The following is a 25,873-nucleotide window of genomic DNA, read 5'->3' on the forward strand; positions in this document are numbered from 1 at the left end:
CTGACAAAAGATGGGGTATGTGCCGCATCCGGATGGGGCCGTTGACCGCCTGACCCGGCCACGGGATCATCGGCCATGCACAAGATCCTGCCAGGCCTTCTGATCGCCCTCGGGCTCATCGTCGCACTCGGGCTCGAGGCGACGGCATTTATCTTGCAACCACAGGCGGTTAGCACGGGGCCGCTTGTGGTTGTATCGCTTCCCTGGGGGCAAGATCCGGCACTGATTGTTGCGGCGGCAGGGGGGCAGGTAATCGGCCCAGCCCGCGCGCCCCTGGCCGTGTTGGCCATGGGTGCCACTGCCGAGGCGCTAAATCACGCCGGGGCCTTCGCCGTTCTGGACGGGACCGCAGCCAGTTTTCTCTGCGGGACGGAGGAGGAAGAATGAGCGCAGCTGATCAATTCGATCAACACACGGACATCGTAGGCATTGTCCGCCTTGTGGCCCTGGGCACGGTCCCGATCCCGATTCTTTCGGCTTTTCTTGTCGGCGGGCCGATCCTGACCGTGGCCATTTCAGGCCTCTTGTTCGGGGGCATCGCCTTTGCGGCGCGGGGGGTCAAACCTTCGCTGCGCAGCCTGCCGATCGCACTGTCCCTGATTGGCCAGTGCATCGCACTGACCGCCGCTTTCGCGGGTCATCGCTGGCAACTTGACACCCATATGACATTTTTCGCGATGCTCGCGATCATCGCCACCATGGGCAGCATTCCCGCGCTGTTGTTCGCGGTTGTGGTGACGGCCGTGCATCACCTGCTTATGGGGCTTGTCCTGCCCACACTGGTCTATCCGGTGTCGGATCTGTCGGAGGTTGTCCTTCGCACCCTCCTGCACGCAGGCATCGTGATTTTCGAGGCCGCGATCCTGGCCTGGTCGATGCAGCGCAGCGCGCGGGCGGCGGCGGAAATCCGGGCGTCGCGCGAACAGCTTGCACAACATGCGGCCGAGGCGGCCCAAGCCCGCGCCGCCGCCGAGGCAGCACGCGAACGCGCCATTGCCGCCGCGGACCGCACCCGCCAGGAAGGCCAGACCGCGGCCTCGGCAGTGGAACAGATCGCCTCGGTTGCCAGTGCGGCAGCCAGCAGCGCCGCCCATGCGCAAAAGGTGGTCGCCAAGGCGAAGGGCGATGCAGAAAGCTCGGACGCCGTGGTACGCCGCGCCATGGAGGCGATGAAGGCCATCGAGGAATCCGCAGGCCAGATCAGCGCCATCGTCGCTGTGATCGACGATATTTCGCGCCAGACCGATATTCTGGCCCTGAACGCAGCGGTTGAGGCCGCCCGCGCCGGGGAGGCGGGTCGCGGCTTTGCTGTGGTCGCGAATGAAATCCGCGTTCTGGCACAACGTTCAGCCGATGCGACCCAACAAATCCGGACGCTGGTTTCGACTTCGGGCGTGCGGGTGGTTGAAGGCGTCGAGCTTGTCGGGGAAACCCGCGAGGCGCTGAGCCGCATCGTTGATGAAGTTGGCAATCTGAATGAACTGGTGCGCGGGATTGCTTATGGCGCGGTGGAACAGTCCGAAGGACTGGCACAGGTCAACCGGGCCATTGCCAAGATCGACAGCATGGTCGAAGCCGAGGACGGTCCAGAGGCCACGATTTATCAGATCCGCGCCGCCTGAACCGATCAAGGCAAAGGGGCCCCGCCGCGCTGTTTGCACTGCGGCGGGGCTATACGTTTGCGCCGCTGTATGGCGGGGTCAGGCACAGAGCGGCAGCACAAAGACCGGCACGCCGGTCCAGAGCGTGGCCGCGCTGGCGACAAAAGCAAGGGTGCGCGACAGTCTTCGTTGAAACGTCGGCAGTTGGCGCGGGGCGCCCAACAGAATCCATGCCAAAAGGCCGATCTGTAGGGCTGCCGTCACGGCGACGACGGCAGGCAGGCCCACCGACAACGGGGTGCCTCCGGTCGCACAGGTCGCCCCGTGCAGACCATAAATCCCGCTGAACCCGATCATCCACAGCAGAAGCGGCAGGCTGACAGCAAGCGCCCCCATCATGCGAAAGCCCCCGGCGCCCAAGCAGCGGTCAGGGCGAGCAGCCCCGTCACAGCGGTGAAATCAGCCCACAACTGGAGGATGCGCGCCTCTCCGTTGCGGCGCGGCGAAGTATAGCCGCGCCATATCCGCAGGGCGAGGAAACCCAGCATGATCAGGGTAATGACGGCATGCAGCAGGACATGCCCCGCCAAAAGCCAGACCGTGGCGCCGAAGGCATGGCTGGTCGGGTCAGGCCCGTTTCGAAGCATCCACCCTGCGGCCGCTGCCAATGCCAGAACCCCGACGCCGGTCAACGCCAGGCCTGTGCGCGGCGGCTGACTGCGGCTGATTGCCCGTACTGTCCGGCGCGGGCCGAACATCAAGGCGAGCCCCCCGCCCCCTGCCAAGATCGGCCCGACCAGCCCCGGCGTGATCCAGCTGGGTGGGGGCCAGTTCGGCGCGATGGTCCACAGGAAGGCATAGCCAAAGAGAAGCGATCCGAAATGCACCCCGTCGGCCAGCAGCAGAAGCAACGATCCCCACCAGCCGGGTGGATCGGGCACCTCATGGCTGGTGGGCAAGATCTGCCCAAGGCCCGCGTCAACCGGCCCCTCATCAACCTTGCGGCCCGAAGTCCATGCCCAGAAAACCGCCAGCCCGGCCACCCCGACCAGCGCAAGCGCCGACACCAGATGGGCTCCGAACAAGGGCGCAAGGAAGGACAGGCTGGTCACGATGGCCAGCAGGAACGGCAGGATCGAATTCCCCGGCAGCACGGCGACCTGTGCGGGGGCGCCGGTCGCCGTATCGACGATCAGGGTTTCCCGGCGATGGCGGTCCGCCCCGGCAAGGTACCCCTCACCCCGGGCAATGCGATGGGGCAGCGCGGGGTCCATGTCCAGCGGCGCCCGCCCCTCGATCACCGGGATCGCGCCGAAACCGTAGACCGGTGATGGCAGGGGCACAGCCCATTCCAGCGTGCCAGCCGCCCAGGGGTTCCGCCGACTGCGCGGGGCTAGGACCGCGTTCAGCCCCAGATCAAGGATCACCAGCGCAAATCCGATCGCCAAGGCAAAGGCCCCGATTGAGGCGCTGAAGTTGATCGCCTCCCATCCCTGTTCGGCCTCATAGGTGGCGATCCGGCGGCGCTGGCCCAGAAGCCCTGCCCAATGCATCGCAAGGAACGTCAGGTGAAAGGCAGGAACCGTGACCCAAAAGGCGATCCTGCCCAGCCGGAACTGCGGGTGCCGACCTGTCAGCAGCGGCAGGAAATAGTAGACCGCAGCAATCATCGGAAAGACATAGCCCCCGATCAGCACATAATGCAGATGGGCCACGATGAAATGGGTGTCATGGACCTGCCAATCGAAAGGCACGATGGCCAGCATCACGCCCGTCAGCCCCCCGATGACGAAGGTCGCGAAGAACCCGAGGATCCAGAGCATCGGCAGATGCATCACCGGCCGCCCCTGCCACAGCGTGCCGATCCAGGCAAAGACCATGACGGCCGTCGGCACCGCAACAAGGGTCGAGGCCGCCGAAAAGAAGGCAAGCCCCAGCTGCGGAATGCCGGTTGCAAACATGTGATGGACCCAGAGCCCGAAGCTCAGAACAGCAAGCGAGATGGCCGCCGCAACCACCCAGCCGTAACCCAGGATCTGCGTGCGTGCCATCACGGGCAGGATGGTGCCGATCATCCCGGCGGCAGGCAGGAAGATGATGTAGACCTCGGGGTGGCCGAACAGCCAGAAAAGATGCTGCCACAACAGCGGGTCGCCCCCCTCCTCCACCCGGTAGAATGGCCAGCCCAAGGCGCGTTCGACCTCAAGCAGCACCGACCCCAGGATCATCGGCGGAAAGGCTGTGAGGATCATCAGCGCCACGACCAGCATGTACCAGGCAAAGATCGGCATCCGCGCCAGCGACATGCCCGCCGCCCGGTACCGCAGGACCGTGACCACCACCTCGACCGCGGCCGCGATGGCCGAAACCTCGATCGAGGTGATGCCCAAGAGCCAGACATCCGCCCCGATCCCCGGCGAAAAAGCGGTCGAAGACAGCGGCGGATACATGAACCAGCCGCCATCCGGCGCAAGGCCCATGATCATCGCCACGATCACCGCGCTGCCACCGAAGATATAGACCCAGACGCCAAAGGCCCCCAGACGCGGAAAGGCCATGTCACGGGTGCCCAGCATCCCCGGCAACAGAAGGATCGACAGCGCCTCGAAAAACGGGATGGCGAACAGGAACATCATCACTGTGCCATGCATGGTGAAAATCTGGCTATAGGTCTCTGCTGCCATGAAGGCAGACCGGGGCGTGGCCAGCTGAATCCGGATCAGCATGGCCAAAAGACCGCCGATCACGAAAAACGCCGTAGCCACCCCCAGAAACAGAAGTCCGATGTCATTGTTGTTGGTGGTCACAAGCCAGCCGCGCCACCCCGGTGGCGCCGACCACACCGTGATGAGCTTGCGGTGCAGCTGCAGCGCGCGACTGCGACGGGGGCCAAGGCGCGGCGTCACGGGTTCATCCCCTGCAGAAAGGTCTGCCAGTCGGCAGGGGCATGGGCCCGAACGGAAAACACATGCCCGGTATAGCCCCGACCGCTGAACTCGGCACTGGCGCCGGCGTAGTCTCCGGGCTGGTCCGCGCTGAGGCGCAGGCGGTTCACATGGCCGGGGATGGCATCCAGCTTGCCCGCCAAGCGCGGCACCCAGAAGGAATGGATCACATCCACGCTGGTCAGATCGACATCGACGGGCCGCCCCGCGGGGATATGCAGCAAACCATGGGTCACAAGACCCGGCGCATCGGCATAACGGAAGGTCCAGGCCCATTGGCGGGCCTCGGCCTCGACCCGCACGAGATCGGGCGCGGGGACAGGCGCAAGGCGCTGGCCCAGGATCAGACCATAGAGCGTGAGGCTTGCCAGAATGGCCAGCGGAAAGACAACCCCCAGACCCCAGAACCAGAACCGCTCTGTCGCGATCCGCGGCACCCGGCGCAGGGCGACCGCCAGCAGCACCATGACAAAGACGAAGATCGTCCCGCTGCTCCACAACATCACCGACCAAAGCCCGGCAATGTCGCGCGCGGCGGGGCCCGCTGCGTCCAGCGTCGAAAGATGGGTTTTGCAACCTCCCAGCCCGACAGGGGTTATGCCTGCACCCCCGATGGCAAGGAGACGACCATGCCCCCAGGAAACAGCCTGCCTGACGCCACCGATACGGTCGGCCAGGACGCCCCCTTTCGCGACAGCCGGTCGAAGGTGGCGATCTGGGGCCACCCGCTGCATGCGATGACTGTGGCCTTCCCCGTCGCGCTGACCTTCTGCGCCTTCGGGGCAGATGCGCTTTACTGGTGGTCGGGCGCGGCACGATGGGCATGGGCGGGCTTCTGGGCCTCGGGAACGGCCTTCCTGTTCGGGCTCGGCGCGGGGATCACCGGCACCATCGAGCTGTTGATCGTGCCGGGCATCCGGATCCGCGCGATGGCCTGGACCCATTTCATCATTGCCATGACGCTGCTGTCGCTCTTGGGGTTGAACTGGGGTTGGCGGCTGACCGGCCATGTCGCGGCCGTGCTGCCCTGGGGTCTGCTGATGACCGGCGTTTCGGTGCTGCTGGTGGTGGCAACGGGTTGGCATGGCGGCAAGCTCGTCTTCGATTACGGATTGGGGCTGTCGAAGGGCAACGAAAACCCGAGAGGCTGACGCAGCCAGATCGGAAAGGGCAGCCGGTCAAGGTCGGGCTTGCCCAGGACCAGCGCCAGTACCGCCGCAACCACCAGGCACAAGAGCAGCAGCGGCAGGCCCGGCACCCATCGCGCCGCCGATTGCGGGCCCTTGGACGGGGCGGCGATGGCATGGCCGATCCAGACATGCAGGCCAACCAGCGCCGCCACGCAGACCAGCTTGGCAAACATCCAGGGGCTGAACACGGCGCGCAGGAATATAAGGCTCGTTCCAGTGGCGACGGTGAGCACCGCGGCCGGTGTGACACACCAGATAAATCCCCGATGCGTGACCTGCCGCAGGCGCCCCAAGAATGGCCCCCGCATGGCCCGGTCCTGTTCTGCCAACAGCACGGGCAGGGCTGTCAACCCGGCGATCCAGACCGCGAGGAACAGGATGTGCAGCACCTTGAGATGGGGCAAAAGGCCCAACATGACCGCCGTCATGCCAGCACACCCAGCCGCGCCCACCCACGCCGCGCGATCAGCGCCCCCGCAACCAGATAGGGCAGGCAGGCGGGCACCCACATGATCAGCCCCCCCAGCTGCTGGTCGGCCAGCGGCGTCAGACCAAATTGCAGCGGGGCCACGGCATGAATGGCGTAAAGCGGAACAGGGGCGAAAGTAAGCAATGCGCCCAGAAGCGCCATTTGCACATAGGTGGCCACAAGGCCGATCCCGGCGCGTCCGGTCGACTGCGCAGGATCAAGAACCCGCATCCAGAACAGCACCGCGGGGCCGAGAAGCGTGCCCTGCATGACCCAATACAGCCCCATATGCCCCATGGCCGCGTCATAGGCCGCGGGCAGATGCCAGACCCACAGCGCCAGCGCCTGAAGAAGAAACGCGACAGGCAGAGACACCCCACCCGCCAGTCGGGCGCGCATCAGCGCGTGGCCCAGCAGGGGGGCCGCAACCGCCACAAGCGCCAGATGATGCAACACCCTGGCCGAGAAGAGCGCCGCCGACAGCGCACAGAGCGGTGAGACAAAAGCCACCGCCAGAACCCCCACCCCGCCAAGCCCGGTCGGACTGCGCCGCACGGACAGCGCCAGCATGCCGAGCGCCAGCAAGAGCAGCGGGTCCATGTTCCACCTGTTCCACAGCGCAGCGGGGTCGGGTGCAGGCCCGCAGTAAAGACCTTGCAAGAGTGTCGGCTCCATTCCCCGTCCCCTATTCCCGTGGCAGACGATAGGCTACGACCTGATCGGCCACCCTTGGCTTCAGAATGGAATTGCCCCCGGCGACAAAGACGACGTAATCCTGCCCCTCATGCGAAAAAACCGCGGGGATCGACACCGAGGGCGCGGCGACGATGTCGGACCACAGTTCGCGTCCGGTTGCAGCGTCCAGCGCGCGGACGCGGTCATCCATCGACGCACCCAGAAAGACGACGCCGCCCGCCGTGACCACCGGCCCCCCCAGCGTGGGCGATCCCCAGCTGCGCAGCCCGTAAAAGCCCCAGCGCTGCGTCAGGCCGAAGGGCACCTCATACAACCGGTCGCCGCTGGCCAGATCATAGGCCGCGAATGTGCCATAGGGCGGCGCCCAGCAAGGCAGCCCAAGGCTGTTGGTCCATTCATAAAGCTCGATCCCGTAGGGGGCGCCCTCTTGCGCGTGGAAACCTGCCTCATTCCCGCCCTCGATGCTGCCATTGGTTGCCTTGCGGACCTCACCATCATAGGCATGACGGGGGATCAGGCGGATGATCTGCACCACACGGCTGCTGTTGACGAACAGGATGCCGTGACGCGGATCGACCGCCGCACCGCCCCAGTTGTTCGCCCCCGCCGTTCCCGGCCAAAGCAGCGTGCCTTGGGTCGAGGGCGGGGTGAACATCCCGTCATAGCGGAACCGGTCACGGTCGCGCGAACATTGGCCAAAGGACAGCGCATCGGCCAACCACCAGACCTCGGGCAGGGCGTCAACCGGCACGGTGGGCGGCGGATGCGGCACAAAGGGCTGGGTTTGCGCCGCGACCTCTCCTTCCGCATCGGAGGCGGGCACAGGGCGTTCCCGCACCGGAAAGAGCGGTGCGCCCGTGCGGCGATCCAGCACGAAGATCAGCCCCTGCTTGGTCGTCTGCACCAGGGCGGGCACCTGCGCCCCTCCGCGCGGCAGGTCCACAAGCGTCGGCGCTGATGGCGTATCATAATCCCAGATGTCGTGATGGATGTGCTGATAGGACCAGGCGATCTTGCCGGTCGCGATCTCGACCGCCGTGATCGACGTCGCCAGCGGCACGCCCTCCAGCCGGTTTCCGCCCCAATAATTTGGCGAGGGCGAGGACACAGGCACATAGACCAGCCCCAAATCCGGATCTGCCGACATCGAAGACCAGATATTTGCCGTGCCGGTTCGCGGGATCAGATCGGCCGGAATAAAACCGGTGTCCCACAAAAGTTCGCCCGTGCGGGCACTGACTGCCATCAGATTGCCGGGCGGTTCGACCGAATAGGCCCAATCCTTGCCGGACCAGCCTATCAGGATGACATCGCCGACAATGGTTGGCGGTTGCAGCAGGGAAAAGGGGAAAACGTCGTTGGTTTCGTTCCACTGGTTGACGTTCAACACCCCGTTTTCACCGAAATCCGCGCAGGGCTGTCCGGTATCGGCATCAACGGCATGCAATGTGGCATCCATCGTCCCCAGATAGACCCGCTTTTCGCAGGGCCCATCGGCGCCACTTTCCCAATAGGCAACGCCCCGGTTTTTCAAGGCAGGCTGGGTCAGCGCCTTGAGTGTGGATCTGGTATCATAGCTCCAGCGCTCCTGCCCGGTGGCAGGATCAAGCGCGAGAATGCGGTAGAATGGCGTCCCGAGGTAAAGTGTCCCGTTGGCATAGATCGGCGTGGCGGACCAGACCGTCTCGGGCAGGTCGCCCGATCCGTCCGAAACATCGCCCGTCCTCACCTCCCACGCGCGTTGAAGTCTGCCGACCGTTTCGGGGGTGAATGTGGTCACATCCGCGAACTTGGTCGCGGCAAGGGTGCCGTTGAACGTATCCCAGCGCGGTTGTTCGGCCTGCACGGGGCCAGCAAGCCCGACGACTGCACCCAGCAGAACGCGAAGGCCCCACATCAGATCACCCCCCTGCACGCCGGCGTGAAAGCCAAATCCAGAAGCAGCGCCAGCGCAGCCACCGCCATCACGATCACCAGCACGTTCTGCATCAAAAACCATGCAGCCACCGCAGTCAGCGTCGCGGCCAAAAGGGCAAGACCCGTGACAACGCCCCGCAGATGGCGCCAGGATCGCATCATCGCCGCAAGGATCGCACCCAGAAAGGCCGCACCCGCCCCGAGCAGCGCGAGCAGCGCCCCCGCCGTGCCGGTGATGCCGCTTCCCTCAACCTGCCAAAGATAGGCGGCCAGCCCCATCCCCAGCAGCGCTGCCACCATCGCCAATGACTGTAGCATCCCGCCCCCCATTCATGCCCTGGAATGCGGGTTCAACCGGCCAGCAGCGAAACTGTTCCGGCGGGCCGAAGCCGCACCGGATTGCACCTGCAACGCCGTGCCGGAATTTATTTCGGCTTATTTTGGGCACGGGACTCGTATTTCGGCGCAAGAAGGCGTATATGAGGGGTGCATTCTTCTTTCGAACCCTGTTCCTTTCGGCTCAGCTTTCGATTTGCAGCTGTGCTACGCCGCTGCAATTCCGCGGGCGGCTTTCTTTAAAGGAATATCACAATGGCCAATGGCACCGTGAAATGGTTCAACGCCACCAAAGGTTTCGGCTTCATCGCTCCGGAAGGCGGGTCGAAGGACGTGTTCGTCCACATCACCGCTCTGGAACGCGCCGGGATCCGCGGCCTGAATGACGGCCAAGCCGTCAGCTTCGATATCGAGCGTGATCGCAACGGTCGTGAATCCGCGACCAACCTGACCCTCGCCTGAGACCGCAGAAGGGGGGCCGGTGGCCCCTCTTCCCCTTGGCGCGCCCGCAGGGCAGACGCCTTTCATTTACCCAAGAAAATCATGATGGAAATTCACTGGGGTTCGCCCCTGTCCCTTGTCATTTCGCCCGAGGGCGACGTGCAGACGTTTTCAACCCTTGAACAGGCCGCGTGGTGGCTGCGCCGCAAATGGCCCGTGCAGGATGACGCCCGGCTTTGCGCCGTCAAACAGGTCGAGGCGGCGATGGATTGCCTTGTGCCCGTCGGTTCCGCCCGCCGCGCCTTTATTCAGGCCGCCCGTTCTGCCGGCTTCCTGCCCGAAACGCTGATGTCGACAACCCACTAAGCCGCCGCAAAGCTGCGACGTCACATCGGCAAGAGCTGCGCCATCAGTTTCGGGATCTGCTGGCGCACCTTGAAAAAGCCAGCCGTCGCATGGGGCCAGATGACGCTGTCCCAATCGCGGCGGATTTCCGAAAAAACGATGTTGCGCTGCGCAAGCGCGGGTGCAGCCTCATCCAACCAGTCGCGCAACGGCCCCTGCGGCACGAAAGGCGTGACAATCTGGGCGGCGCCCGCCGCGGCGGCCCAGCGTGCCAGCGCAGCGGGATCGTCGGCCCGAAGCCGATCGGGCACCACGCCAAGCCGCGTGGCCGCATCGTCCAGTGCAGCGGCTTCAAACCGATGCACGAGGTCCGAGACCCCCAGCCCAGATCGAAGATCGCTGGCCGCAAGCGTGGCCGTGGCACAGATCGGCACGGCGGACAGGTCGAAATCTTCCAAGCGACAGTCCTCTTCGGTGATCAACAGCGCCGTCGGCACACCGGGCACAAGGCGCGGCAGATCGCGGAGTGGCAAGACCGGCGGCAGGCCCTCGGGCTCCGTCGCCTCAAGCCCTTCGGTCACTTCGGCCAGTTCACCGGGACGGGGGGTGAACCGGCCCGCCGTAAAGGTTGCAATGTTCTGCGCCTCGGCCGGATAGGGTTTGCCCCGTGTGTGCAGCCCCGCAACCCAGCGCCAGCCCAGCGTGTTCGAGGCCGGGTCCCCATCCAGCAGGTGGCGCAGAAAGAAATCGGCCCCCAGCCGCCATGGAAGGCCCAAGGTGAAGATCCAGATCGAGGCGAACCACATCCGCGCATGGTTATGCAGATAGCCGGTTTCGACCAACTCTTCCGCCCAGGCATCGAAACAGGCCAGACCCGTCTGGCCCTGCATCGCCCGATCAACATCCCGCCGCAGGCGCCGGTCGCGGCCAAGCGCAGCCAGATCGGCGGTCAGCCCCTGCCGATAGCGGGTCCAAATCTGGGGACGGCGCTCCAACCAGCCTTTGAAATAGCCGCGCCAGATCACCTCCTGGACGAATTTCTCGGACTCGGCCGGACCATGCGCCGCAAGGGCCGCTGCGACCACCTCGGATTCAAGAACCAGACGGCGCCGGATATAGGGCGACAGCATCGACACTGCCTGATGCGCGCCAGGACCGTGATCGGTATTGCGACCGTTGGCATAGCGCCGCCCCATGCAGGGCACAAAGGCCGCCAGCTGTCTTTCGCCTTCGGCACGAGTTGCGATCCGTTCGGTCATGTCATCCACATTGCTTGATCCCGGGGCAGGAAGGTGTGTCCCGCCGCCGGAAAATCAATGCAGATCGTCTGTTCCCCGACAGGCGGGGAACCGGCGTTCAAACCCCGCCGAGGCAGAGGTATTTGGTTTCGAGGTAGTCGTCGATGCCGTGATGGCTGCCCTCGCGGCCCTGACCCGATTGCTTGATGCCGCCGAAGGGGGCAACCTCGGTCGAAATCAGGCCGGTGTTGATGCCGACCATGCCATATTCCAGCGCCTCGGCCACGCGGTAGACCTGCGCGATGTCGCGGGCGTAGAAGTAAGAGGCGAGGCCAAATTCCGTGTCATTGGCGAGGCGGATGACCTCTTCCACCGTGTCAAAGCGGAACAGCGGCGCGACCGGGCCAAAGGTTTCCTCTCGCGCAAGGCGCATCGCAGGGGTGGCACCTTTCAGCACGGTCGGCGCATAGAACAGCCCGCCCAGACCCTTGCCACCGGTCAGGACGCTGGCGCCCTGCGCGCAGGCATCGGCGACATGCGCCTCGACCTTGGCCAGTGCGTCGCCATCGACCAGCGGGCCCAGCACCACGCCTTCGGCAAATCCATCGCCGGTCTGCAGCTTGGCCACCGCCGCCGCCAGCTTGTCGGCAAAGGCGTCATAGACGCCCGCCTGCACATAGATCCGGTTCGCGCAGACGCAGGTCTGGCCGTTGTTGCGGAACTTGGCGATCAGCGCACCTTCGACAGCGGCATCCAGATCGGCATCATTAAAGACGATGAAGGGGGCGTTGCCGCCCAGCTCCATCGACATCTTCTTGATCTGGTCCGCCCCTTGCCGCATCAGGATGCGCCCCACTTCGGTCGAGCCGGTGAAGGTGATCTTGCGGATCTTGGGGTTATAGCACAGCTCCTTGCCGATGGCGGGGCCATCGGTGCCGGTGATGACCGACAACAGCGCAAGCGGCAGGCCCGCGCGTTCCGCCAGCACCGCCAGCGCCAGCGCCGAAAGCGGGGTCTGTTCGGCGGGCTTGGCCACCATGGCACAACCCACCGCCAGTGCGGGCGCCATCTTGCGGGCCAGCATGGCATTGGGGAAGTTCCAGGGCGTGATCGCCCCCACCACGCCCACCGGCTGCCGGATCACCATCAGACGCTTGTCGCGCTGATGGCCGGGAATGGTTTCGCCATAGACGCGCTTGGCCTCTTCCCCGAACCATTCGACGTAGGACGCGCCATAAAGCACCTCTCCCCGCGCCTCGGCCCAGGGTTTGCCCATTTCAGCTGTGATGATCGTGGCCAGATCATCGGCATGGGCGACCATGAGGTCATGGAGCTTGCGCAGGATACCCGCGCGCTCTTTCCCGGTGCGGGCGGCCCATTCGACCTGCGCGGCATGGGCGGCATCAATCGCCTCGGCCGTCTCAGCAGCGCCCATGTCGGGCAGCGTCGCAATGACAGCGCCGGTCGCGGGGTTCGTCACGTTGAACTGCTTGCCCGAGGCCGCAGCAGCGCGCCATTCCCCGGCAATCAGCCCCGCCGCAGGCAGCAGGCTCTTGTCGGCAAGGCGGTTCAGAAGATCGGCGGCGATCATGCGGAAAGCCCTTTCTTGGCGGCGCGGATTGCCTCCGACAGAATGTCCATCGCCTCATCAAAGACCTCGTCTTCGATGGTGATGGGCGACAGGAAGCGGATGACATTGCCATAGACGCCGCAGGTCAGCAGGATCAGGCCACGTTTCATCGCCTCATCCCGCACGGCCAGCGTCATCGCGGGCAGCGGCGCGCCATCCGCCCCGATGAATTCGGCTGCGATCATGAATCCGGGGCCGCGGATATCGGCAATCTCGGGCACCTCGTTCTGCAGGCCCTTGAGGCGCGCCTTCAGCTTGTCGCCCAGAACATTCGCGCGTTCGCAGAGCTGTTCGTCGCGGATCACATCCAGCACCGCCAGCGCCGCGGCAATGCCCAGCGGGCTGCCACCATAGGTGCCGCCCAGGCCACCGGGGTTCGGGGCATCCATCACCTCGGCCCGGCCCGTGACGGCCGAAAGCGGATAGCCCCCGGCCAGCGATTTGGCCATGGTCGTCAGGTCCGCCGCCACGTCGTAGTGTTCCATCGCAAGCAGCTTGCCGGTGCGGGCGAAACCTGTCTGCACCTCATCCGCGATCAGCAGGATGCCGTGCTTGTCACACAGCGCGCGCAGCCCGCGCATCAGATCGGCCGGGGCGGGGTAGAAGCCGCCTTCGCCCTGCACGGGTTCGATAATGATGGCGGCAACGCGGGCCGGATCGACATCGGCCTTGAACAGACCTTCGATCGCCTCAAGGCTGCGGGCGGCATCAATGCCATGGGCCGCCATCGGATAGGGCACATGCCAGACATCGCCGGGCATCGGGCCAAAGCCCGCCTTGTAGGGCTGCACCTTGCCCGTCAGCGCCATGCCCATGAAGGTGCGCCCGTGGAAGCCGCCGGAAAAGGCAATGACGCCTTGGCGATTGGTATAGGCGCGGGCGATCTTGACCGCGTTTTCAACGGCCTCGGCGCCGGTGGTGGCGAAGATCGTCTTCTTGGCAAAGTCGCCCGGCACGGCGGCGTTCAGACGCTCGGCCAGGTCCACATAAGATTCATAGGGCACGACCTGATGGCAGGTATGGCTGAAGGCGTCGATTTGCGCCTTCACCGCTGCCACAACCCGCGGATGGCCGTGGCCCGTGTTCAGCACCGCAATGCCCGAGGCAAAGTCGATGTAACGCTGCCCTTCGGCATCCCAAAGTTCGGCATTCTTCGCGCGGGTGGCAAAGAGGGGGCTGGACACACCGACGCCCCGCGCGATGGCGGCGGAACGGCGGGCGGCAAGGGCAGAGTTCGACATGATGTGATTCCCGTCAGGTGGTGTTCAATATCTTAAACATTGCGATTTTCGGATCAAGATGTTTATTATCCTGAACACCTTTCCGCGGCAGGGCCTTGGCGCTACAGTTCAGCCTGAAGTGAGGAACGCATGACGGATTTTGACATCGGCAAGCGGCTGAAGGCCGTGCGCGAAGGGCGCGGCCTGTCGCAGCGGCAATTGGCGCAGCGGGCAGGCGTGACCAATGGCCAGATCTCGATGATCGAGCAGAACAAGATCAGCCCTTCGGTGTCGAACCTGAAAAAGATCCTCGACGGCATCCCGATGGGGCTGTCGGATTTCTTTGCCGAGGACAGCGCGGACGAACCCAAGACCTTTTACCGCCATGCCGATCTGGTCGATATCGGCACGCCCGCGATCTATGGACCCGAGGCCACGGCGACGAAGCTTTCGCTTTTGCGGGTGGGCAAGCCCGGCACCCATACCTTGATGATGCTGCACGAAACCTATGAACCCGGCGCCGATACTGGCCAGCGGCTTTACAGCCATGAGGGCGAAGAGGCGGGGATCGTGATCTCGGGGCAGATCGAGATCACCGTGGGCGAAGAGGTTGCCCTGCTTGGCCCCGGTGACGCCTATATCTTCGACAGCCGCCGCCCCCACCGTTTCCGCAACCCGGCCGATGTAGCCTGCATCCTGATCAGCGCCTGCACCCCGCCGACGTTCTGACGCCGCTTCACCAAAGCCCCTCGAACCCCGCCTGTCGCGGCGGCGCTGCGTCAGACAGGTGGCGCGCGGCTTCGGCCTGAATGGCCGCGCGTTCGCCATCGGACATGGCCGTGACATGCCGATAGGGCAGCGCCATGCGTGGGTTGGCCCGCAGGCGCGGCGCGTTCTCGATCAGGAAATTCCAGTAGAGCGTGGTAAAGGGGCAGGCCTTCGCCCCGACACGCTGCTTCGGATCATAGCGGCAGGTTTTGCAGTAGTCCGACATCCGGTCGATATAGGCGCCCGAGGCCGCATAGGGTTTTGACCCGATCCGCCCGCCATCGGCATGCAGCACCATGCCATGCACATTGGGCAATTCGACCCATTCAAAGGCATCAGCGTAAACCGCCAGATACCATTCCTCGACCTGCGCCGGGGCGATGCCCGCCAGCAGCGCATAGTTCCCGGTCACCATCAGGCGCTGAATGTGGTGGGCATAGGCATGGCGGCGCGTGGTGCCGATACATTCGGCCATGCAGCGCATCTCGGTCTGGCCGGTCCAGTAAAACGCGGGCAGATCGCGCCCGGCCTTCAGTGCATTTGTGGCGGGGTAATCCGGCATCTCGGTCCAATAGACGCCGCGGATGAATTCGCGCCAGCCGAGGATCTGGCGCACGAAACCCTCAACCGCGTTCAGCGGTGCTGCCCCAAGGGCCGCGACGGCACGGTCGCAGACCTCGGCCGCTGTCAGCAGACCGCAGTTCAGATAGGGCGAGATCAGGCTGTGAAACAGAAAATCCTCACCCGTCTTCATCGCGTCCTGATAATCGCCGAAGAAGGGCAGACAATCGCTGAGGAAATGCTCCAGGGCTTGCAGCGCACCGGCGCGGGTGACGGCCCAGCCGAAAGGCTCCAGATCGCCGAAGTGATCGGGGAAGCGGGCTGCGACCAGCGCGATCACCTCTTGGGTGAGAGTATCGGGGGCAAAGCGGTCGCGGCGCGGCGGACGCAGCCCCTTGGGCAGCGGCTTGCGGTTCTCGGGGTCAAAGTTCCACTGCCCGCCCACCGGTCCATCATCGGTCATCAGCAGACCGGTGCGGCGACGCATCTCGCGATAGAAGAACTCCATCCGCTTGGTCTTGCCCGCGCGGTGCAGGGCCGCGAAATCGGCGCGGGAACAAAAGAAACGGTCATCGGCGCGGATCTCGACCGACAAGGGCAGATCGGCCTGCCAAAGCTCCATCATCTGCAAGATCCGCCATTCGCCCGGTTCGGTGCAAATCAGCCGGTCAGGGCGATGGCGGGCCAAGGCGCGCGCCACTTCGCCCGTGAAGCTGTGGCTGTTGGCCGGGTCATCGAGGCGGACGTAATCGACCTGCACCCCCTCAGTCCGCAGGTCTTCGGCAAAATGGCGCATGGCCGACAGAAGGAAGGCGATCTTCTGCTTGTGGTGGCGCACATAGCGCGCCTCTTCGGCCACCTCGACCATCAGCACCACATCGCGCGCGGGGTCGAGGTCTTGCAGCGCCGCAACCCCGCGGGTCAGCTGATCGCCCAGAACAAGGCGCAGGGCGCCGGTCATGCCCCCTGCCCCCGACGCGCCTTCGCCTCGGCCCGGCAGCGGTCAGAACAATGGCGGACAGACTCCCAATCACGGGCCCATTTGCGCCGCCAGGTAAAGGGGCGGCCACAGGTCGCACAGGGCTTGGACGGCAGATCGCCTTTTTTCCGCATTTTTGCCATGGTTTGACCTTATCATCGGATCTGTGACATCCGGCGATATGGCGCAAGGCGCGCAGGGATCAAGCAAGGCACGCAAACCTTTGGCGCAGGATCAGATTTTCTGCGTCTTGCAACAGCGGAATGACGGGCCCATGATTGGTGGAGGTTGTTTGTCTTATCAATTGTTCCACCCGAAATCATTGGTCCGGCCATGAGCGACCCCCTCCTGCCCGCCCCCACGATGGAAAGCCATCGAAGCGAAATTCTGGCCCTTCTTCTGGATGGGCAGCCTCTGGATGCCGTGCTGAATCGGATCATCGCCGGGATCGAACAGCTTCTGCCCGAGGCGATCTGTTCCGTCATGCTGGTTGATGCCACCGGCACTGCCCTTGCGGTCGGCGCCGGACCGCAGCTGCCCCCTGCCTATCGCGCCGCCATCCGGCGGGTGCCCATCGCCCCTGCGGCCGGATCTTGCGGCACGGCAGCCAGCACGGGGCAACGTGTTGTGGTCGAAGACATCGCGACCCATCCCTATTGGGCCGATTACCGCGCGACCGCGCAGGCCGCGGGGCTGGGCGCCTGCTGGTCGGAACCCATCTTTGACTCGGCCAAGCGGGTCACGGGCACTTTTGCCATATACCATCGCGCGGCACGTAAACCGGGGCCACATGAGCTCGCGGTGATCGAACACGCCTCAAGCCTGACGGCCATCGCGATCGAGCGTGACCGCACCCAACGCGAACTCGCCCGGCATCGCGACCATCTGGAACAGCTGGTTGCCGAACGCTCTGCCACCATTCTGCAGCTGAATGCCGAGCTGCAAAAACGCGCCGAAGAGGCCGAAGCGGCCAACCGCGCCAAAAGCCAGTTTCTCGCGAACATGAGCCACGAGATCCGCACCCCACTGAATGCGGTGATCGGGCTTTCATGGCTGATCCGCGAAGCCGCGGCCGAGGACCGGGTGCAGGTGCAGCGCGCAGACAAGATCATCGCCGCCGGGGAACATCTGCTTGGCACGCTCGACGCGATACTTGACCTCAGCAAGATCGAGGTCGGCAAATTCACCATCGACAACGGTCCCGTGCGCCCCGAGGCACTGGTTGCCAATGTGATGTCGATCATGGCCGACCGGGCCGAGGCGCGCGGCCTGCGTCTGGTTTCGCAGGTCGAGGCGCTGCCCAAGATCCTGCAGGGCGATGCCCCGCGACTGCAACAGGCCCTGATCAACTTTGTCGGCAATGCGATCAAGTTCACCCCCAGCGGCCAGATCACCCTGCGCATCAAGCGGGTCGAGGAAGATGACGCCGCCGTTCTTGTCAGGTTCGAGGTCGAAGACACGGGCATGGGCATCCCGCCCGAGATCCTGGCGCGGCTCTTTTCCGCCTTCGAACAGGCCGAGGCCACGACGGCGCGCCGTTATGGTGGCAGCGGTCTGGGCCTTGCGATCACGCTGCGCTTTGCCGAGATGATGGGCGGCACGGCCGGCGCAGAAAGCACGCCGGGCAAGGGCAGCACCTTCTGGTTCACCGCCCGTCTGGCCAAGGGCAAACCCCAGCCCGAAGCGGTGGCACAGTCCGGCCCCTCGGCCCGCGATCAGCTGGCCGCCGACTGGACCGGAACGCCGATCCTGCTTTGCGAGGATGAACCAATCAATGCTGAAATCACCACAGCGCTTTTGCGGCGGGCGGGGCTGCTGGTCGATCATGCCGAAACCGGGTTCGAAGCGATCGAAAAGGCCGGAAAGGGCGGTTACGCGCTGATCCTGATGGACATGCAGATGCCCGAAATGGACGGTGTCGAAGCGACCGAGGCCATCCGCGCCCTGCCCGATCATGGCCCTGTGCCGATCATCGCGATGACGGCCAATGTCTTCGCCGAAGACCGCGAACGGTGCCTGCGGGCGGGGATGAACGGCTTCATCTCGAAACCCGTGCCGCCACGGGTGCTTTACGAAACCCTGCTGTCCCATCTGACGCAGTCAAAATGCTGACACCCCCCATTCGGGGGGTGTTTGCTCATTCGGCGGTGGCCTTGTGCTCTTTGTATCTGAGGAAGATGTTTGCCCCGATTGTCGAGAAGTGTTTGGGGGGGAGCTTTTTGGGCGCCGGTTCCTGAAGGAAGTGTTTGGTGAGGTTTGACGTCTGTCCCGAGGCGAGTTCGGCGGCAGCCATCCCCGTCAGGGTGCTGCGTGCGGTGCCAAGGCCGTTGCAGACGCAGGCGGCCCAGAGGCCCTCGTCCAGCGGCTTCATCACCGAGACGCTGTTTTGCGACAGGCAGAGATGCCCCGCCCAGCTGTGTTCCATGGGCAGATCGGCGATCTGGGGGAAACGCTCGGCGAACTTCTGGCGATGGACACGGGCGGCCCGGCGCAGCGTGGCCTCGCGCGGTTCCATCCCCGGCTCGAAGGTGGCGCAGGTGCGGGTGATGATGCGGTTGCCGCCCTGTCCGCTGTCGATGCGGCGCATGGTGGTGCCCATCGGATCGGACGGGGTGATGCCCCAACGCGGGGCGCCACCCAGCCGGGCGCAGGTCGCGGCGTCCATCTCGACCGACATCGAAGCAAACAGAAAGACATGCATCAGCCGGTTCTTGGCAAAGCCGAAGCTTTCCAGATGACCATTGTTCGTCAGGATCACCCGGCCCGCCTGCACGCGCCCGTTGGGCGTGGTCACCGTCCAGCTGCCGCCGCTGCGGGCCAGCGCCGTGACGGGGGTATTTTCATAAACCGCAACGCCCGCGCGCCGCAGACCGGCGGCAAGACCGCGCACATAGCCCGCGGGCTGCAGCATCACCGTGCCCGGCGTATAAAGCCCCGAGACATAATGCCGGCTGCCGGTCAGTTCCTGCATCGCCTTGGCGTCCAGCCGTTCGCTCGCCTCGCCCAGCGAAGCCAGATGTTCGGCATAGCTGCGGTTCAGCGCATCGGTCGCCGCGCTGGCCGCGCCATTCACCTTGCCGGCGGGGTCAAAATAGTTGCGGTCGATGTCATACTCTTCGACCGCGCCGCGGGCGAAGGCGATGGCCTGACGGTTCATCGCGATGACGCTGCGGTCATCGCCCGCCCCGGCATAATCATCCGAGGTCAGATCATGCGGCAGATCGATCATGAAGCCCGAATTGCGCCCCGAGGCCCCTTCGGCGATCCGCGTCGCCTCAAGCACCACGATCCGTGCGCCGGGGTTCAGCTGCTGCAGACGCCGCGCAGCTGACAGCCCGGCAAAGCCGCCACCCACCAGCACGAAATCCGCCCCCAGATCGCCGGTCAGCACCTCCGGGGCAGGTTGCCCCGGAAGCAGCACCGACCAGGCGGCCGGTCCAAGATGGACCGGCGTGCGCCGCGCCGCATAGGTTGTCATGCGACCGCCTCATCAGCATCATCGGCCAGATCAATCCAGATCGTCTTGATCTGGGTGTACTGGTCATGGGCATGGATGCCGTTGTCGCGCCCGCCAAAGCCCGATTGCTTGAACCCGCCGAAGGGGGTCGAGATATCGCCCTCGCCGAAGCTGTTCACCGTCACCGTGCCCGCCCGGATTGCGCGCGCACCCCGGATCGCCTTCTTCACATTTGCGGTATAGATCGAAGCAGCCAGACCATATTCCGTGTCATTGGCCAGCGCGATCGCCTCATCGTAATTGTCCACCGTCAGCACGGTCAGGATCGGCCCGAAGATCTCTTCGCGGACCTGCAGGTCGTCCGGCTTGCAATCAAGGATGGTGGGTTCGACAAAGCCATTCTCGGCCTTGCCGCCCAGCAGCACCTTCGGACCCTTGGTCAGATAGCTCGCCACCTTGTCGTAATGCGCCTTCGACACCAGCGCGCCCACGCGGTTCACCGGATCCAGCGGATCGCCCATCGGCCATTCGCGGGCGTGGGCCAGAATACGCGACAGCAATTCTTCCTTCACGCCCTTCTGCACGATCAGACGCGACGAGGCCGAGCAGTTTTCGCCCATGTTCCAGAAGGCGCCGTTCACGATATGGGCCGCCACGCGGTCGAGGTTTTCGGCATCGTCCAGCACCACCGCCGGGTTCTTGCCGCCCATCTCGAGCGTCACTTCCTTGAGGTTCGATTCCGACGCATAGGTCAGGAACTTGCGCCCCGTCACGGTCGAGCCGGTGAAGGACACCATGTCGATGTCCATATGCCGCCCGATGGGTTCGCCCACCTCGCCGCCGCCGCCCGGCAGCACGTTGAAGACGCCCGCAGGCACGCCCGCCTCCATCGCCAGCTCGGCAATCCGCAGCGCCGTCAACGAGGTTTCCTTGGCCGGTTTCACCACGATGGAGCAGCCCGCCGCCAGCGCCGGGCTGATCTTCCACGCCAGCATCAGCAGCGGGAAGTTCCAGGGCAGCACCAAGCCCACAACACCCACCGGCTCGCGCACGACCAAGGCGATATGCCCGTCCGAGGCCGGGGCCACCTGATCATAAATCTTGTCGATCAGCTCGGCGTGCCAGGTCAGGCAATGGATGGTTTCCGGCACATCGACCGTCTCGCAGTCATAGATCGTCTTGCCGCTGTCGAGGCTCTCCATCACCGCCAGCTCGCGCGCATTGCGCTTGATCAGCTTGGCGAGGCGGATCAGCACCTCCTTGCGTTCTTTCGGATGCAGCCGCGACCAACGCCCATCCTCAAAGGCGTCGCGTGCTTTCTGGACGGCGAAATCCACATCCTCGGGCCCGCAAGAGGCGATATGCGCCAGCACCGCGCCGGTGGCGGGGTTCGTCGTCGCGAAGGTCTTGCCCGAGATCGCCGGGCGGAAGCTGCCGTCGATGAAGGCCTGCGTAGGCAGCGTCAGTCCGGCGGCGATGGCCTTGTATTCTTCGGTGGTCAGAAGGGACATCCGCTTACTCCGCTTCGATCTGGGCAATGGTGGTTTTGAGGACGCGCACAACCTGTTCCAGCTGGCGCTTGTCATCCTTGTTCAGCGCCTTCAGCGGCGCCCGCGGCGGACCGGCGTGGAAGCCGTTCATCTCGCAGCCGTGCTTGATGCACTGGATGAACTTGCCGCCCTGTTCCAGCACCCGCATCAGCGGCATCATCGCCGACATGATCCGGCGGCCCTTGGCAAAGTCGCCCTCGACCACGCAGGCCTTCCACAGTGCCACATGTTCGCGCGGCAGGAAGTTCGACCCACCGCAGACCCAGCTGCGCGCGCCCCAGGCAAAGAATTCCAGCGCCTGATCGTCCATCCCGCAGGACATCTGGATATGCGGGTAATCGCGCGCCAGAAGGTGCACCCGATTGATATCGCCCGAGCTTTCCTTGATCGCCTGGAAATTCCGCGACCGGCCCACGCGGTCGAGGAATTCCTCGCCCATGCTGATGCCCATCCGGCCGGGGTAATTGTAAAGCATGATCGGCAGATCCGCCGCCCGGTCGATCGCCAGCGCGTTCAACGCATTCTCGCGTTCCGTCGGCACCGAATAGGGCGGCGAGCCCACCAGGATCGAGGCTGCGCCGATCTTGGCCGCATGCTCGGCCACGCGGATGGAGTCCTCAAGCCGGATCGCCACCGTCCCCACCATCAGCGGGACGCGGTCGCCGATCACCTCTTTGGCGAGGCTGGCCATCTCGAGGCGCTCTTCCATCGACTGGGCATAGTATTCCCCCGTCGAGCCGCCGTTGATGATGCCATGAACGCCCGAGGCGATCAGAAATTCAATCATCGCCGCAAAGCCGTCGCGATCAATCGCGCCGTCTTCCCGATGCGGGGTGATGACGGGGGTGTAAATGCCGTCGAAGTTCATGTCGCTCCTTTGTGATCGGTCGGGCCCGGCGCGCGGCCGAGCGGTAATTGCATGCTTTCCGGGGTGACAAAGCTCTCGATTTGCGCCCGCGACAGCTCCCAATGGGCTACCGCAAGATCCCCCGCGCCATCGGCATCGCCCGCCTCGATCAGGGCGATGAAGGCGTCGTGCTGGTCGGCCGCAGTCACCTGCTGGGCCGAAACCTCGCGCCGCGGGCTGTAGAAGGTCATCCCGATGCGCGTGTGGTCGATCAGAAGCCGCCGAAGGCTCGGCAGCAGGTATTCATTGTCGGCCATCTCGCCGATCTGCGAATGAAACTGTTCGTTCAGCAGCGCACGCTCTGCCGCATCCCCGCCGGAAATCGCCCGTCGAAACCCAAGCTGGATCTCTTTCAGCTGCGCGATCTGTGCAGGACGCGCATGTTCCGCTGCAAGGCGCGATACCGCCGCGTAAATCATCGGCGCCGCGACAAAGAAATTCCGCAGCGTCTTGTGTGTCATCGGCGCAACCTGCGCGCCCCGGTTCTCATGCAGAAGAAGATACCCTTCCCCCACAAGCTGGCGCAAAACCTCGCGAAGCGGCGGGCGCGATATCCCGTACCGCTCCGACAGCTCGACCTCGTCAAGATAGGCGCCGGGTTCCAACTCCTGCGTCAGAACACGACGACGCAAGTCAACAACACACTCCGCCTTCCGACTCCGCGAATCCCCGTCCAACATCGCCCGTTCCTTTTCCACCGACCCAGTTTGACGGGAATCACTTATCCTAATCTTGTTATAATGCCCAATAATACAATTTGTCTACTCGGATTATTGGCAAAATTCCGAAATAAAAGCAACGGCATGGCCACTGGTGAACATCTACTTGACGCTTGTGAACATTTCAGCCTAGCCTGCCCTCAGATCCACCCCAGGTCCGTTTTCCCTCTCCAGGCCGAGGCACGCCCATGACCCAGCACCGCCATATGCTTTCGCCCCTGCAACTGCGGGGGCATACGCTCCGCAATCGCGTCGTCTTTGGCGCACATACGAACAACATGTCGGACGACGGTCTGCCCGGTCGCCGAAGCGGCGCCTACCTGCTGGAACGCGCGCTTGGCGGGGCGGCGATGATCGTCTGCGAACCGATGCCCGTGCATCGCACCGGGGTGCTGACGCGCGGGAATTACCGCCACGGCACCGATGAGGTGATCCCCTATTTCCGCGCCATCACCGAGCCGGTGAAAGAGGCCGGGGCCGTGATCTTGCAGCAGCTCTATCACATCGGCGCGCATGGCGATTCCGACCTGAGCTTTCAGCCCCACTGGTCGCCCTCGGGCCATGCCAGCTATCATGACAGCGACGGATCGCACCGCATGACGGTGTCCGAGATCGAAGAGCTGATCGAGGCGCATATCGCCGCCGCCGTGCGCTGCCAGAAATCAGGCTTTCAAGGGGTCGAGGTCTGGGCCGCCTATCATTCGCTGCTCGATCAGTTCTGGACGCCCTGGTCGAATACGCGCGACGATGACTGGGGCGGCAGCCTTGAAAACCGCACCCGGATGTCGCGCCGGATCATCGAGGGCATCCGCCGCGCCTGCGGCGAGGATTTCGTGATCGGCCTCGCGGTATCGACCTCGGATGCCTATGATGTGACGCTCTCGCTCGAAAGCCTGTCCGAGGTCGTGGCCCTGCATGACGCCACCGGCCATGTCGATTACGTGACCTGCGGCCATGGCGGCTATCTCGATTTCGAACGCCTGATGCCGACCTTCCTTTTTGGGGAAAAGTTGACCGCACCTGCGACCGAGGTGCTGAAAGGGGTGGTGAAGCACGCCAAGATCACCTCCGAAGTGCATGTCCGCACCCCGGAAAACGCCGAGGCGATCCTCGCTTCGGGTCAGGCGGATCTTGTGTCGATCGTGCGGGGGCAGATCGCCGATCCGCATCTGGTGAACAAGACTGCGGCAGGCCGGGCCGAGGACGTGCGGGGCTGCATTTCCTGCAATCAGATGTGCTGGGGGCGGCGGTCGCGCGACTACTGGATTTCCTGCCTCATCAACCCGTCGGTCGGGCGGGAATGGGAATGGGGCGGCGACCGCTTCACCCCGGCCGAAACCGCCAAGGATGTGCTGGTGGTCGGCGCCGGTCCCGCAGGGCTTGAGGCGGCGCGTGTCGCGGCCGAACGTGGCCACCGCGTCGAAATCGTCGAGGCCGCCGCCCAGATCGGCGGGCAGTTCCGTCTGGCCGGAATGCAGCCACGCCGTGGGCAGGTGATTGATCTGCTGGACTGGTACGAACGCCAGTTCAACCGCCTGGGGGTGCGGCTGCGCCTCAATACCTTCCTTGATGAAGAGGATCTGGCCGCACATCCGGCCGAAACGGTGATCCTCGCCACCGGGTCACTGCCGGATGAAAACGCGCGGCAACGCTGGCTGCCCTCGGCCCCGCAGCTGCCGGGGCTGGAAAATGGCAATGTCTGGTCCCCGGAAGAGGTGCTGCGCCGTGAGGCCCGGCTGGGTGATACGGTGATCGTGCTGGACGAAGGCGGCAACTGGCGCGGGGTGGGCACCGCATGGGCGCTGGCGGAACAGGGCAAAAAGGTGGTTCTGGTCACGCCCGACGCCTTTGTCGGCAAAGAGATTGCGCGCACTTCGGCCGATGGTCCGGCGCGCGGGCGGTTGGCACGGGCGGGCGCACGGATGATGACCGAACATGTGATCACCCGCTGGCATGGCAATGGTGCGACGGTGCGCGACATGCTGACCGGCGCGGAAGAGACGGTGGCAGCCTCGGCGCTGGTCATGGCCACGACGAACATGGCCTTTGATCCCTTCCCCGAAACGCTACCGGGCAAGGTGCTGCACCGAATCGGGGATTGCGTGGCGCCGCGTCAGGCCCCTTATGCCTTCCACGAAGGCCGCAAGGTCGCGCTCAGTCTTTGACGCCCTGCCGGATCAGGCCCTTTGAATGGTCTGATCCGGCGGAACATAGCCGTGGCGGGCATGGAACCGGGCAAGTTCGCGCGGTTCCGGCGCCATGCCGGTGAAGATCTCCACATAGGCGGGCATACGCGCCATCCGGATCGTCAGATCTTCCTGCTGCTGCAACGAGATATAGCCGATCTGTGTCAGATAGACCGCGCGGGCCCGGGTGTCGGCATCTACCGGCCCGTGGCCCCATTTGCGGAAGACTTCGATCAGCTCGCCAATGCGGATGCCGTCCTGCTCATGCAGCACCTTCGTCATGCCAGGGTCCTGCAAGGCCCAGGACCGCACCGCAAATTCAAGTCGCGCATCAAAGCGCGCAGGGTCGAGAAAACAGCTGAAGAGATTGAGCATCGCCTCGGCCTTGGTTTCCGCGAAGGCGCGGCAGGCGTCGATCATCCCGGAGGTCGTCGTGTCGATCCAGCGCTGCACAAGGGCCGCAAGCAGATTCTCCCGATCGGTGAAATGCCAGTAAAAACTGGTGCGTGCGATGCGAAGACGCTTGGCCAGGGGCTGCACCTTGACCGCATCAATCCCGCCCTCGATCAGCAGCGCATAGGCGGCGTCCAGCCAGACATCGCGCGACCCTCGCCAGCCGGTTGCATTTGCTTGATCGTCAGAACTATCCATGCCCCCTGTTTAAGGCCCGAGCCGCAGTGCCGCAACCTCAGATGCCAGCCCGGCCCAGATTGTTGGG

25 protein-coding genes are annotated in these 25,873 nt (G+C 64.5%); 8 read left to right on the plus strand and 17 right to left on the minus strand.

What is annotated here, in order from left to right; genetic code table 11:
• The first annotated feature begins 75 nt into the window (after nt 1-75).
• Together IE101_RS11970 and IE101_RS11975 are read left to right on the plus strand one after the other, a co-directional pair.
• On the plus strand, nt 76-387 hold the full coding sequence (locus IE101_RS11970) for a hypothetical protein (RefSeq protein ID WP_189634080.1): 312 nt from the start codon (nt 76-78) through the stop codon (nt 385-387).
• A complete protein-coding gene (locus tag IE101_RS11975) occupies nt 384-1,622 on the plus strand; it encodes a methyl-accepting chemotaxis protein (RefSeq protein ID WP_189634081.1) in 1,239 nt (412 codons plus the stop codon). Before IE101_RS11970 ends, IE101_RS11975 begins: the two co-directional genes overlap by 4 nt.
• Before the next feature lie 78 nt (nt 1,623-1,700).
• Here the strand turns inward: IE101_RS11975 and IE101_RS11980 are convergent, their stop codons facing one another.
• The 3 genes from IE101_RS11980 to IE101_RS11990 are packed head-to-tail and all read right to left on the minus strand — an operon-like array spanning nt 1,701 to nt 5,049.
• Nucleotides 1,701-2,000: a hypothetical protein gene (locus IE101_RS11980; protein WP_189634082.1), complete on the minus strand. Its 300-nt coding sequence runs from the start codon at nt 1,998-2,000 to the stop codon at nt 1,701-1,703.
• Nucleotides 1,997-4,507: a cbb3-type cytochrome c oxidase subunit I gene (locus IE101_RS11985; protein WP_189634083.1), complete on the minus strand. Its 2,511-nt coding sequence runs from the start codon at nt 4,505-4,507 to the stop codon at nt 1,997-1,999. Before IE101_RS11985 ends, IE101_RS11980 begins: the two co-directional genes overlap by 4 nt.
• A complete protein-coding gene (locus IE101_RS11990) occupies nt 4,504-5,049 on the minus strand; it encodes a cytochrome c oxidase subunit II (RefSeq protein ID WP_229804140.1) in 546 nt (181 codons plus the stop codon). Before IE101_RS11990 ends, IE101_RS11985 begins: the two co-directional genes overlap by 4 nt.
• A 126-nt stretch (nt 5,050-5,175) precedes the next feature.
• On the opposite strand from IE101_RS11990, the gene IE101_RS11995 reads away from it, so the two are divergent.
• Nucleotides 5,176-5,697 (plus strand): DUF2231 domain-containing protein, encoded by a 522-nt coding sequence (locus tag IE101_RS11995; protein ID WP_189634085.1) that lies wholly within the window; start codon nt 5,176-5,178, stop codon nt 5,695-5,697.
• Here IE101_RS11995 and IE101_RS12000 read toward each other — a convergent pair.
• The 4 genes from IE101_RS12000 to IE101_RS12015 are packed head-to-tail and all read right to left on the minus strand — an operon-like array spanning nt 5,652 to nt 9,136.
• Nucleotides 5,652-6,164 carry a CopD family protein gene (locus IE101_RS12000; protein WP_189634086.1) on the minus strand — a complete coding sequence of 171 codons (513 nt, stop codon included), beginning with the start codon at nt 6,162-6,164 and terminating at the stop codon, nt 5,652-5,654. The genes IE101_RS11995 and IE101_RS12000 overlap by 46 nt on opposite strands.
• The gene (locus IE101_RS12005) at nt 6,161-6,880 is read right to left on the minus strand and encodes a cytochrome c oxidase assembly protein (RefSeq protein WP_189634087.1); all 720 of its coding nucleotides are present in this window, start codon (nt 6,878-6,880) and stop codon (nt 6,161-6,163) included. The genes IE101_RS12000 and IE101_RS12005 overlap by 4 nt, the downstream gene beginning before the upstream one ends.
• A 10-nt stretch (nt 6,881-6,890) precedes the next feature.
• The gene (locus IE101_RS12010; protein ID WP_189634088.1) at nt 6,891-8,798 is read right to left on the minus strand and encodes an outer membrane protein assembly factor BamB family protein; all 1,908 of its coding nucleotides are present in this window, start codon (nt 8,796-8,798) and stop codon (nt 6,891-6,893) included.
• On the minus strand, nt 8,798-9,136 hold the full coding sequence (locus tag IE101_RS12015) for a hypothetical protein (protein ID WP_189634089.1): 339 nt from the start codon (nt 9,134-9,136) through the stop codon (nt 8,798-8,800). Before IE101_RS12015 ends, IE101_RS12010 begins: the two co-directional genes overlap by 1 nt.
• Before the next feature lie 273 nt (nt 9,137-9,409).
• Between IE101_RS12015 and IE101_RS12020 the strand changes: the two genes are divergently transcribed.
• Nucleotides 9,410-9,616, plus strand: a complete 207-nt coding sequence (locus tag IE101_RS12020) for a cold-shock protein (protein WP_189634090.1) — start codon at nt 9,410-9,412, stop codon at nt 9,614-9,616.
• Between the two features lie 81 nt (nt 9,617-9,697).
• Nucleotides 9,698-9,961, plus strand: coding sequence for a DUF982 domain-containing protein (locus tag IE101_RS12025; protein ID WP_189634091.1), 264 nt, complete (start codon nt 9,698-9,700; stop codon nt 9,959-9,961).
• A gap of 20 nt (nt 9,962-9,981) precedes the next feature.
• Here IE101_RS12025 and IE101_RS12030 read toward each other — a convergent pair whose 3' ends face one another.
• The 3 genes from IE101_RS12030 to IE101_RS12040 form a co-directional block, all read right to left on the minus strand.
• A complete protein-coding gene (locus IE101_RS12030; protein WP_189634092.1) occupies nt 9,982-11,199 on the minus strand; it encodes an FAD-binding domain-containing protein in 1,218 nt (405 codons plus the stop codon).
• A gap of 97 nt (nt 11,200-11,296) precedes the next feature.
• Entirely contained in the window at nt 11,297-12,769 is a 1,473-nt protein-coding gene (locus IE101_RS12035; RefSeq protein WP_189634093.1) for an NAD-dependent succinate-semialdehyde dehydrogenase, read from the minus strand.
• Complete coding sequence (locus IE101_RS12040; RefSeq protein ID WP_189634094.1) at nt 12,766-14,049, minus strand: 4-aminobutyrate--2-oxoglutarate transaminase; 1,284 nt, start codon at nt 14,047-14,049, stop codon at nt 12,766-12,768. The genes IE101_RS12035 and IE101_RS12040 overlap by 4 nt, the downstream gene beginning before the upstream one ends.
• A 129-nt stretch (nt 14,050-14,178) precedes the next feature.
• Between IE101_RS12040 and IE101_RS12045 the strand changes: the two genes are divergently transcribed.
• A complete protein-coding gene (locus IE101_RS12045) occupies nt 14,179-14,757 on the plus strand; it encodes a cupin domain-containing protein (RefSeq protein WP_189634095.1) in 579 nt (192 codons plus the stop codon).
• 7 nt (nt 14,758-14,764) lie between these two features.
• On the opposite strand, the gene IE101_RS12050 is transcribed toward IE101_RS12045, so the two are convergent.
• Together IE101_RS12050 and IE101_RS12055 are read right to left on the minus strand one after the other, a co-directional pair.
• Complete coding sequence (locus IE101_RS12050) at nt 14,765-16,318, minus strand: cryptochrome/photolyase family protein (protein ID WP_189634096.1); 1,554 nt, start codon at nt 16,316-16,318, stop codon at nt 14,765-14,767.
• Nucleotides 16,315-16,479: a DUF2256 domain-containing protein gene (locus IE101_RS12055; RefSeq protein WP_189634097.1), complete on the minus strand. Its 165-nt coding sequence runs from the start codon at nt 16,477-16,479 to the stop codon at nt 16,315-16,317. The genes IE101_RS12050 and IE101_RS12055 overlap by 4 nt, the downstream gene beginning before the upstream one ends.
• 190 nt (nt 16,480-16,669) lie before the next feature.
• Between IE101_RS12055 and IE101_RS12060 the strand changes: the two genes are divergently transcribed.
• Entirely contained in the window at nt 16,670-18,448 is a 1,779-nt protein-coding gene (locus IE101_RS12060; protein ID WP_189634098.1) for an ATP-binding protein, read from the plus strand.
• Nucleotides 18,449-18,473: 25 nt separating this feature from the next.
• Here IE101_RS12060 and IE101_RS12065 read toward each other — a convergent pair whose 3' ends face one another.
• The 4 genes from IE101_RS12065 to IE101_RS12080 are packed head-to-tail and all read right to left on the minus strand — an operon-like array spanning nt 18,474 to nt 22,882.
• On the minus strand, nt 18,474-19,814 hold the full coding sequence (locus tag IE101_RS12065) for an NAD(P)/FAD-dependent oxidoreductase (RefSeq protein ID WP_189634099.1): 1,341 nt from the start codon (nt 19,812-19,814) through the stop codon (nt 18,474-18,476).
• Entirely contained in the window at nt 19,811-21,304 is a 1,494-nt protein-coding gene (locus IE101_RS12070; protein ID WP_189634100.1) for an aldehyde dehydrogenase, read from the minus strand. The genes IE101_RS12065 and IE101_RS12070 overlap by 4 nt, the downstream gene beginning before the upstream one ends.
• 4 nt (nt 21,305-21,308) lie before the next feature.
• Nucleotides 21,309-22,211, minus strand: a complete 903-nt coding sequence (locus IE101_RS12075) for a dihydrodipicolinate synthase family protein (protein ID WP_189634101.1) — start codon at nt 22,209-22,211, stop codon at nt 21,309-21,311.
• The gene (locus tag IE101_RS12080; RefSeq protein WP_373296116.1) at nt 22,208-22,882 is read right to left on the minus strand and encodes a GntR family transcriptional regulator; all 675 of its coding nucleotides are present in this window, start codon (nt 22,880-22,882) and stop codon (nt 22,208-22,210) included. The genes IE101_RS12075 and IE101_RS12080 overlap by 4 nt, the downstream gene beginning before the upstream one ends.
• Before the next feature lie 275 nt (nt 22,883-23,157).
• Between IE101_RS12080 and IE101_RS12085 the strand changes: the two genes are divergently transcribed.
• On the plus strand, nt 23,158-25,134 hold the full coding sequence (locus tag IE101_RS12085; RefSeq protein ID WP_189634103.1) for an FAD-dependent oxidoreductase: 1,977 nt from the start codon (nt 23,158-23,160) through the stop codon (nt 25,132-25,134).
• Nucleotides 25,135-25,146: 12 nt separating this feature from the next.
• Here IE101_RS12085 and IE101_RS12090 read toward each other — a convergent pair whose 3' ends face one another.
• Entirely contained in the window at nt 25,147-25,806 is a 660-nt protein-coding gene (locus IE101_RS12090) for a TetR/AcrR family transcriptional regulator (RefSeq protein ID WP_189634104.1), read from the minus strand.
• Between the last annotated feature and the right edge of the window lie 67 nt (nt 25,807-25,873).

The organism is Gemmobacter lanyuensis, from assembly GCF_014652355.1.
Taxonomy (GTDB): Bacteria; Pseudomonadota; Alphaproteobacteria; order Rhodobacterales; family Rhodobacteraceae; genus Gemmobacter; species Gemmobacter lanyuensis.

Excerpts from the sequence above, each read along its gene's own strand:
- IE101_RS12030 (WP_189634092.1), bottom strand. The coding sequence starts at position 11,199 with ATGACCGAACGGATCGCAACTCGTGCCGAAGGCGAAAGACAGCTGGCG.
- IE101_RS12090 (WP_189634104.1), bottom strand. The coding sequence starts at position 25,806 with ATGGATAGTTCTGACGATCAAGCAAATGCAACCGGCTGGCGAGGGTCG.
- IE101_RS12005 (WP_189634087.1), bottom strand. The coding sequence starts at position 6,880 with ATGGAGCCGACACTCTTGCAAGGTCTTTACTGCGGGCCTGCACCCGAC.
- IE101_RS12075 (WP_189634101.1), bottom strand. The coding sequence starts at position 22,211 with ATGAACTTCGACGGCATTTACACCCCCGTCATCACCCCGCATCGGGAA.
- IE101_RS12040 (WP_189634094.1), bottom strand. The coding sequence starts at position 14,049 with ATGTCGAACTCTGCCCTTGCCGCCCGCCGTTCCGCCGCCATCGCGCGG.
- IE101_RS12035 (WP_189634093.1), bottom strand. The coding sequence starts at position 12,769 with ATGATCGCCGCCGATCTTCTGAACCGCCTTGCCGACAAGAGCCTGCTG.
- IE101_RS11970 (WP_189634080.1), top strand. The coding sequence starts at position 76 with ATGCACAAGATCCTGCCAGGCCTTCTGATCGCCCTCGGGCTCATCGTC.
- IE101_RS12050 (WP_189634096.1), bottom strand. The coding sequence starts at position 16,318 with ATGACCGGCGCCCTGCGCCTTGTTCTGGGCGATCAGCTGACCCGCGGG.
- IE101_RS11980 (WP_189634082.1), bottom strand. The coding sequence starts at position 2,000 with ATGATGGGGGCGCTTGCTGTCAGCCTGCCGCTTCTGCTGTGGATGATC.
- IE101_RS11975 (WP_189634081.1), top strand. The coding sequence starts at position 384 with ATGAGCGCAGCTGATCAATTCGATCAACACACGGACATCGTAGGCATT.
- IE101_RS12020 (WP_189634090.1), top strand. The coding sequence starts at position 9,410 with ATGGCCAATGGCACCGTGAAATGGTTCAACGCCACCAAAGGTTTCGGC.
- IE101_RS12010 (WP_189634088.1), bottom strand. The coding sequence starts at position 8,798 with ATGTGGGGCCTTCGCGTTCTGCTGGGTGCAGTCGTCGGGCTTGCTGGC.
- IE101_RS12085 (WP_189634103.1), top strand. The coding sequence starts at position 23,158 with ATGACCCAGCACCGCCATATGCTTTCGCCCCTGCAACTGCGGGGGCAT.
- IE101_RS11995 (WP_189634085.1), top strand. The coding sequence starts at position 5,176 with ATGCCCCCAGGAAACAGCCTGCCTGACGCCACCGATACGGTCGGCCAG.
- IE101_RS12015 (WP_189634089.1), bottom strand. The coding sequence starts at position 9,136 with ATGCTACAGTCATTGGCGATGGTGGCAGCGCTGCTGGGGATGGGGCTG.
- IE101_RS12045 (WP_189634095.1), top strand. The coding sequence starts at position 14,179 with ATGACGGATTTTGACATCGGCAAGCGGCTGAAGGCCGTGCGCGAAGGG.
- IE101_RS12060 (WP_189634098.1), top strand. The coding sequence starts at position 16,670 with ATGAGCGACCCCCTCCTGCCCGCCCCCACGATGGAAAGCCATCGAAGC.
- IE101_RS12065 (WP_189634099.1), bottom strand. The coding sequence starts at position 19,814 with ATGACAACCTATGCGGCGCGGCGCACGCCGGTCCATCTTGGACCGGCC.
- IE101_RS11990 (WP_229804140.1), bottom strand. The coding sequence starts at position 5,049 with ATGTTGTGGAGCAGCGGGACGATCTTCGTCTTTGTCATGGTGCTGCTG.
- IE101_RS12000 (WP_189634086.1), bottom strand. The coding sequence starts at position 6,164 with ATGACGGCGGTCATGTTGGGCCTTTTGCCCCATCTCAAGGTGCTGCAC.
- IE101_RS12025 (WP_189634091.1), top strand. The coding sequence starts at position 9,698 with ATGATGGAAATTCACTGGGGTTCGCCCCTGTCCCTTGTCATTTCGCCC.
- IE101_RS12055 (WP_189634097.1), bottom strand. The coding sequence starts at position 16,479 with ATGGCAAAAATGCGGAAAAAAGGCGATCTGCCGTCCAAGCCCTGTGCG.
- IE101_RS12070 (WP_189634100.1), bottom strand. The coding sequence starts at position 21,304 with ATGTCCCTTCTGACCACCGAAGAATACAAGGCCATCGCCGCCGGACTG.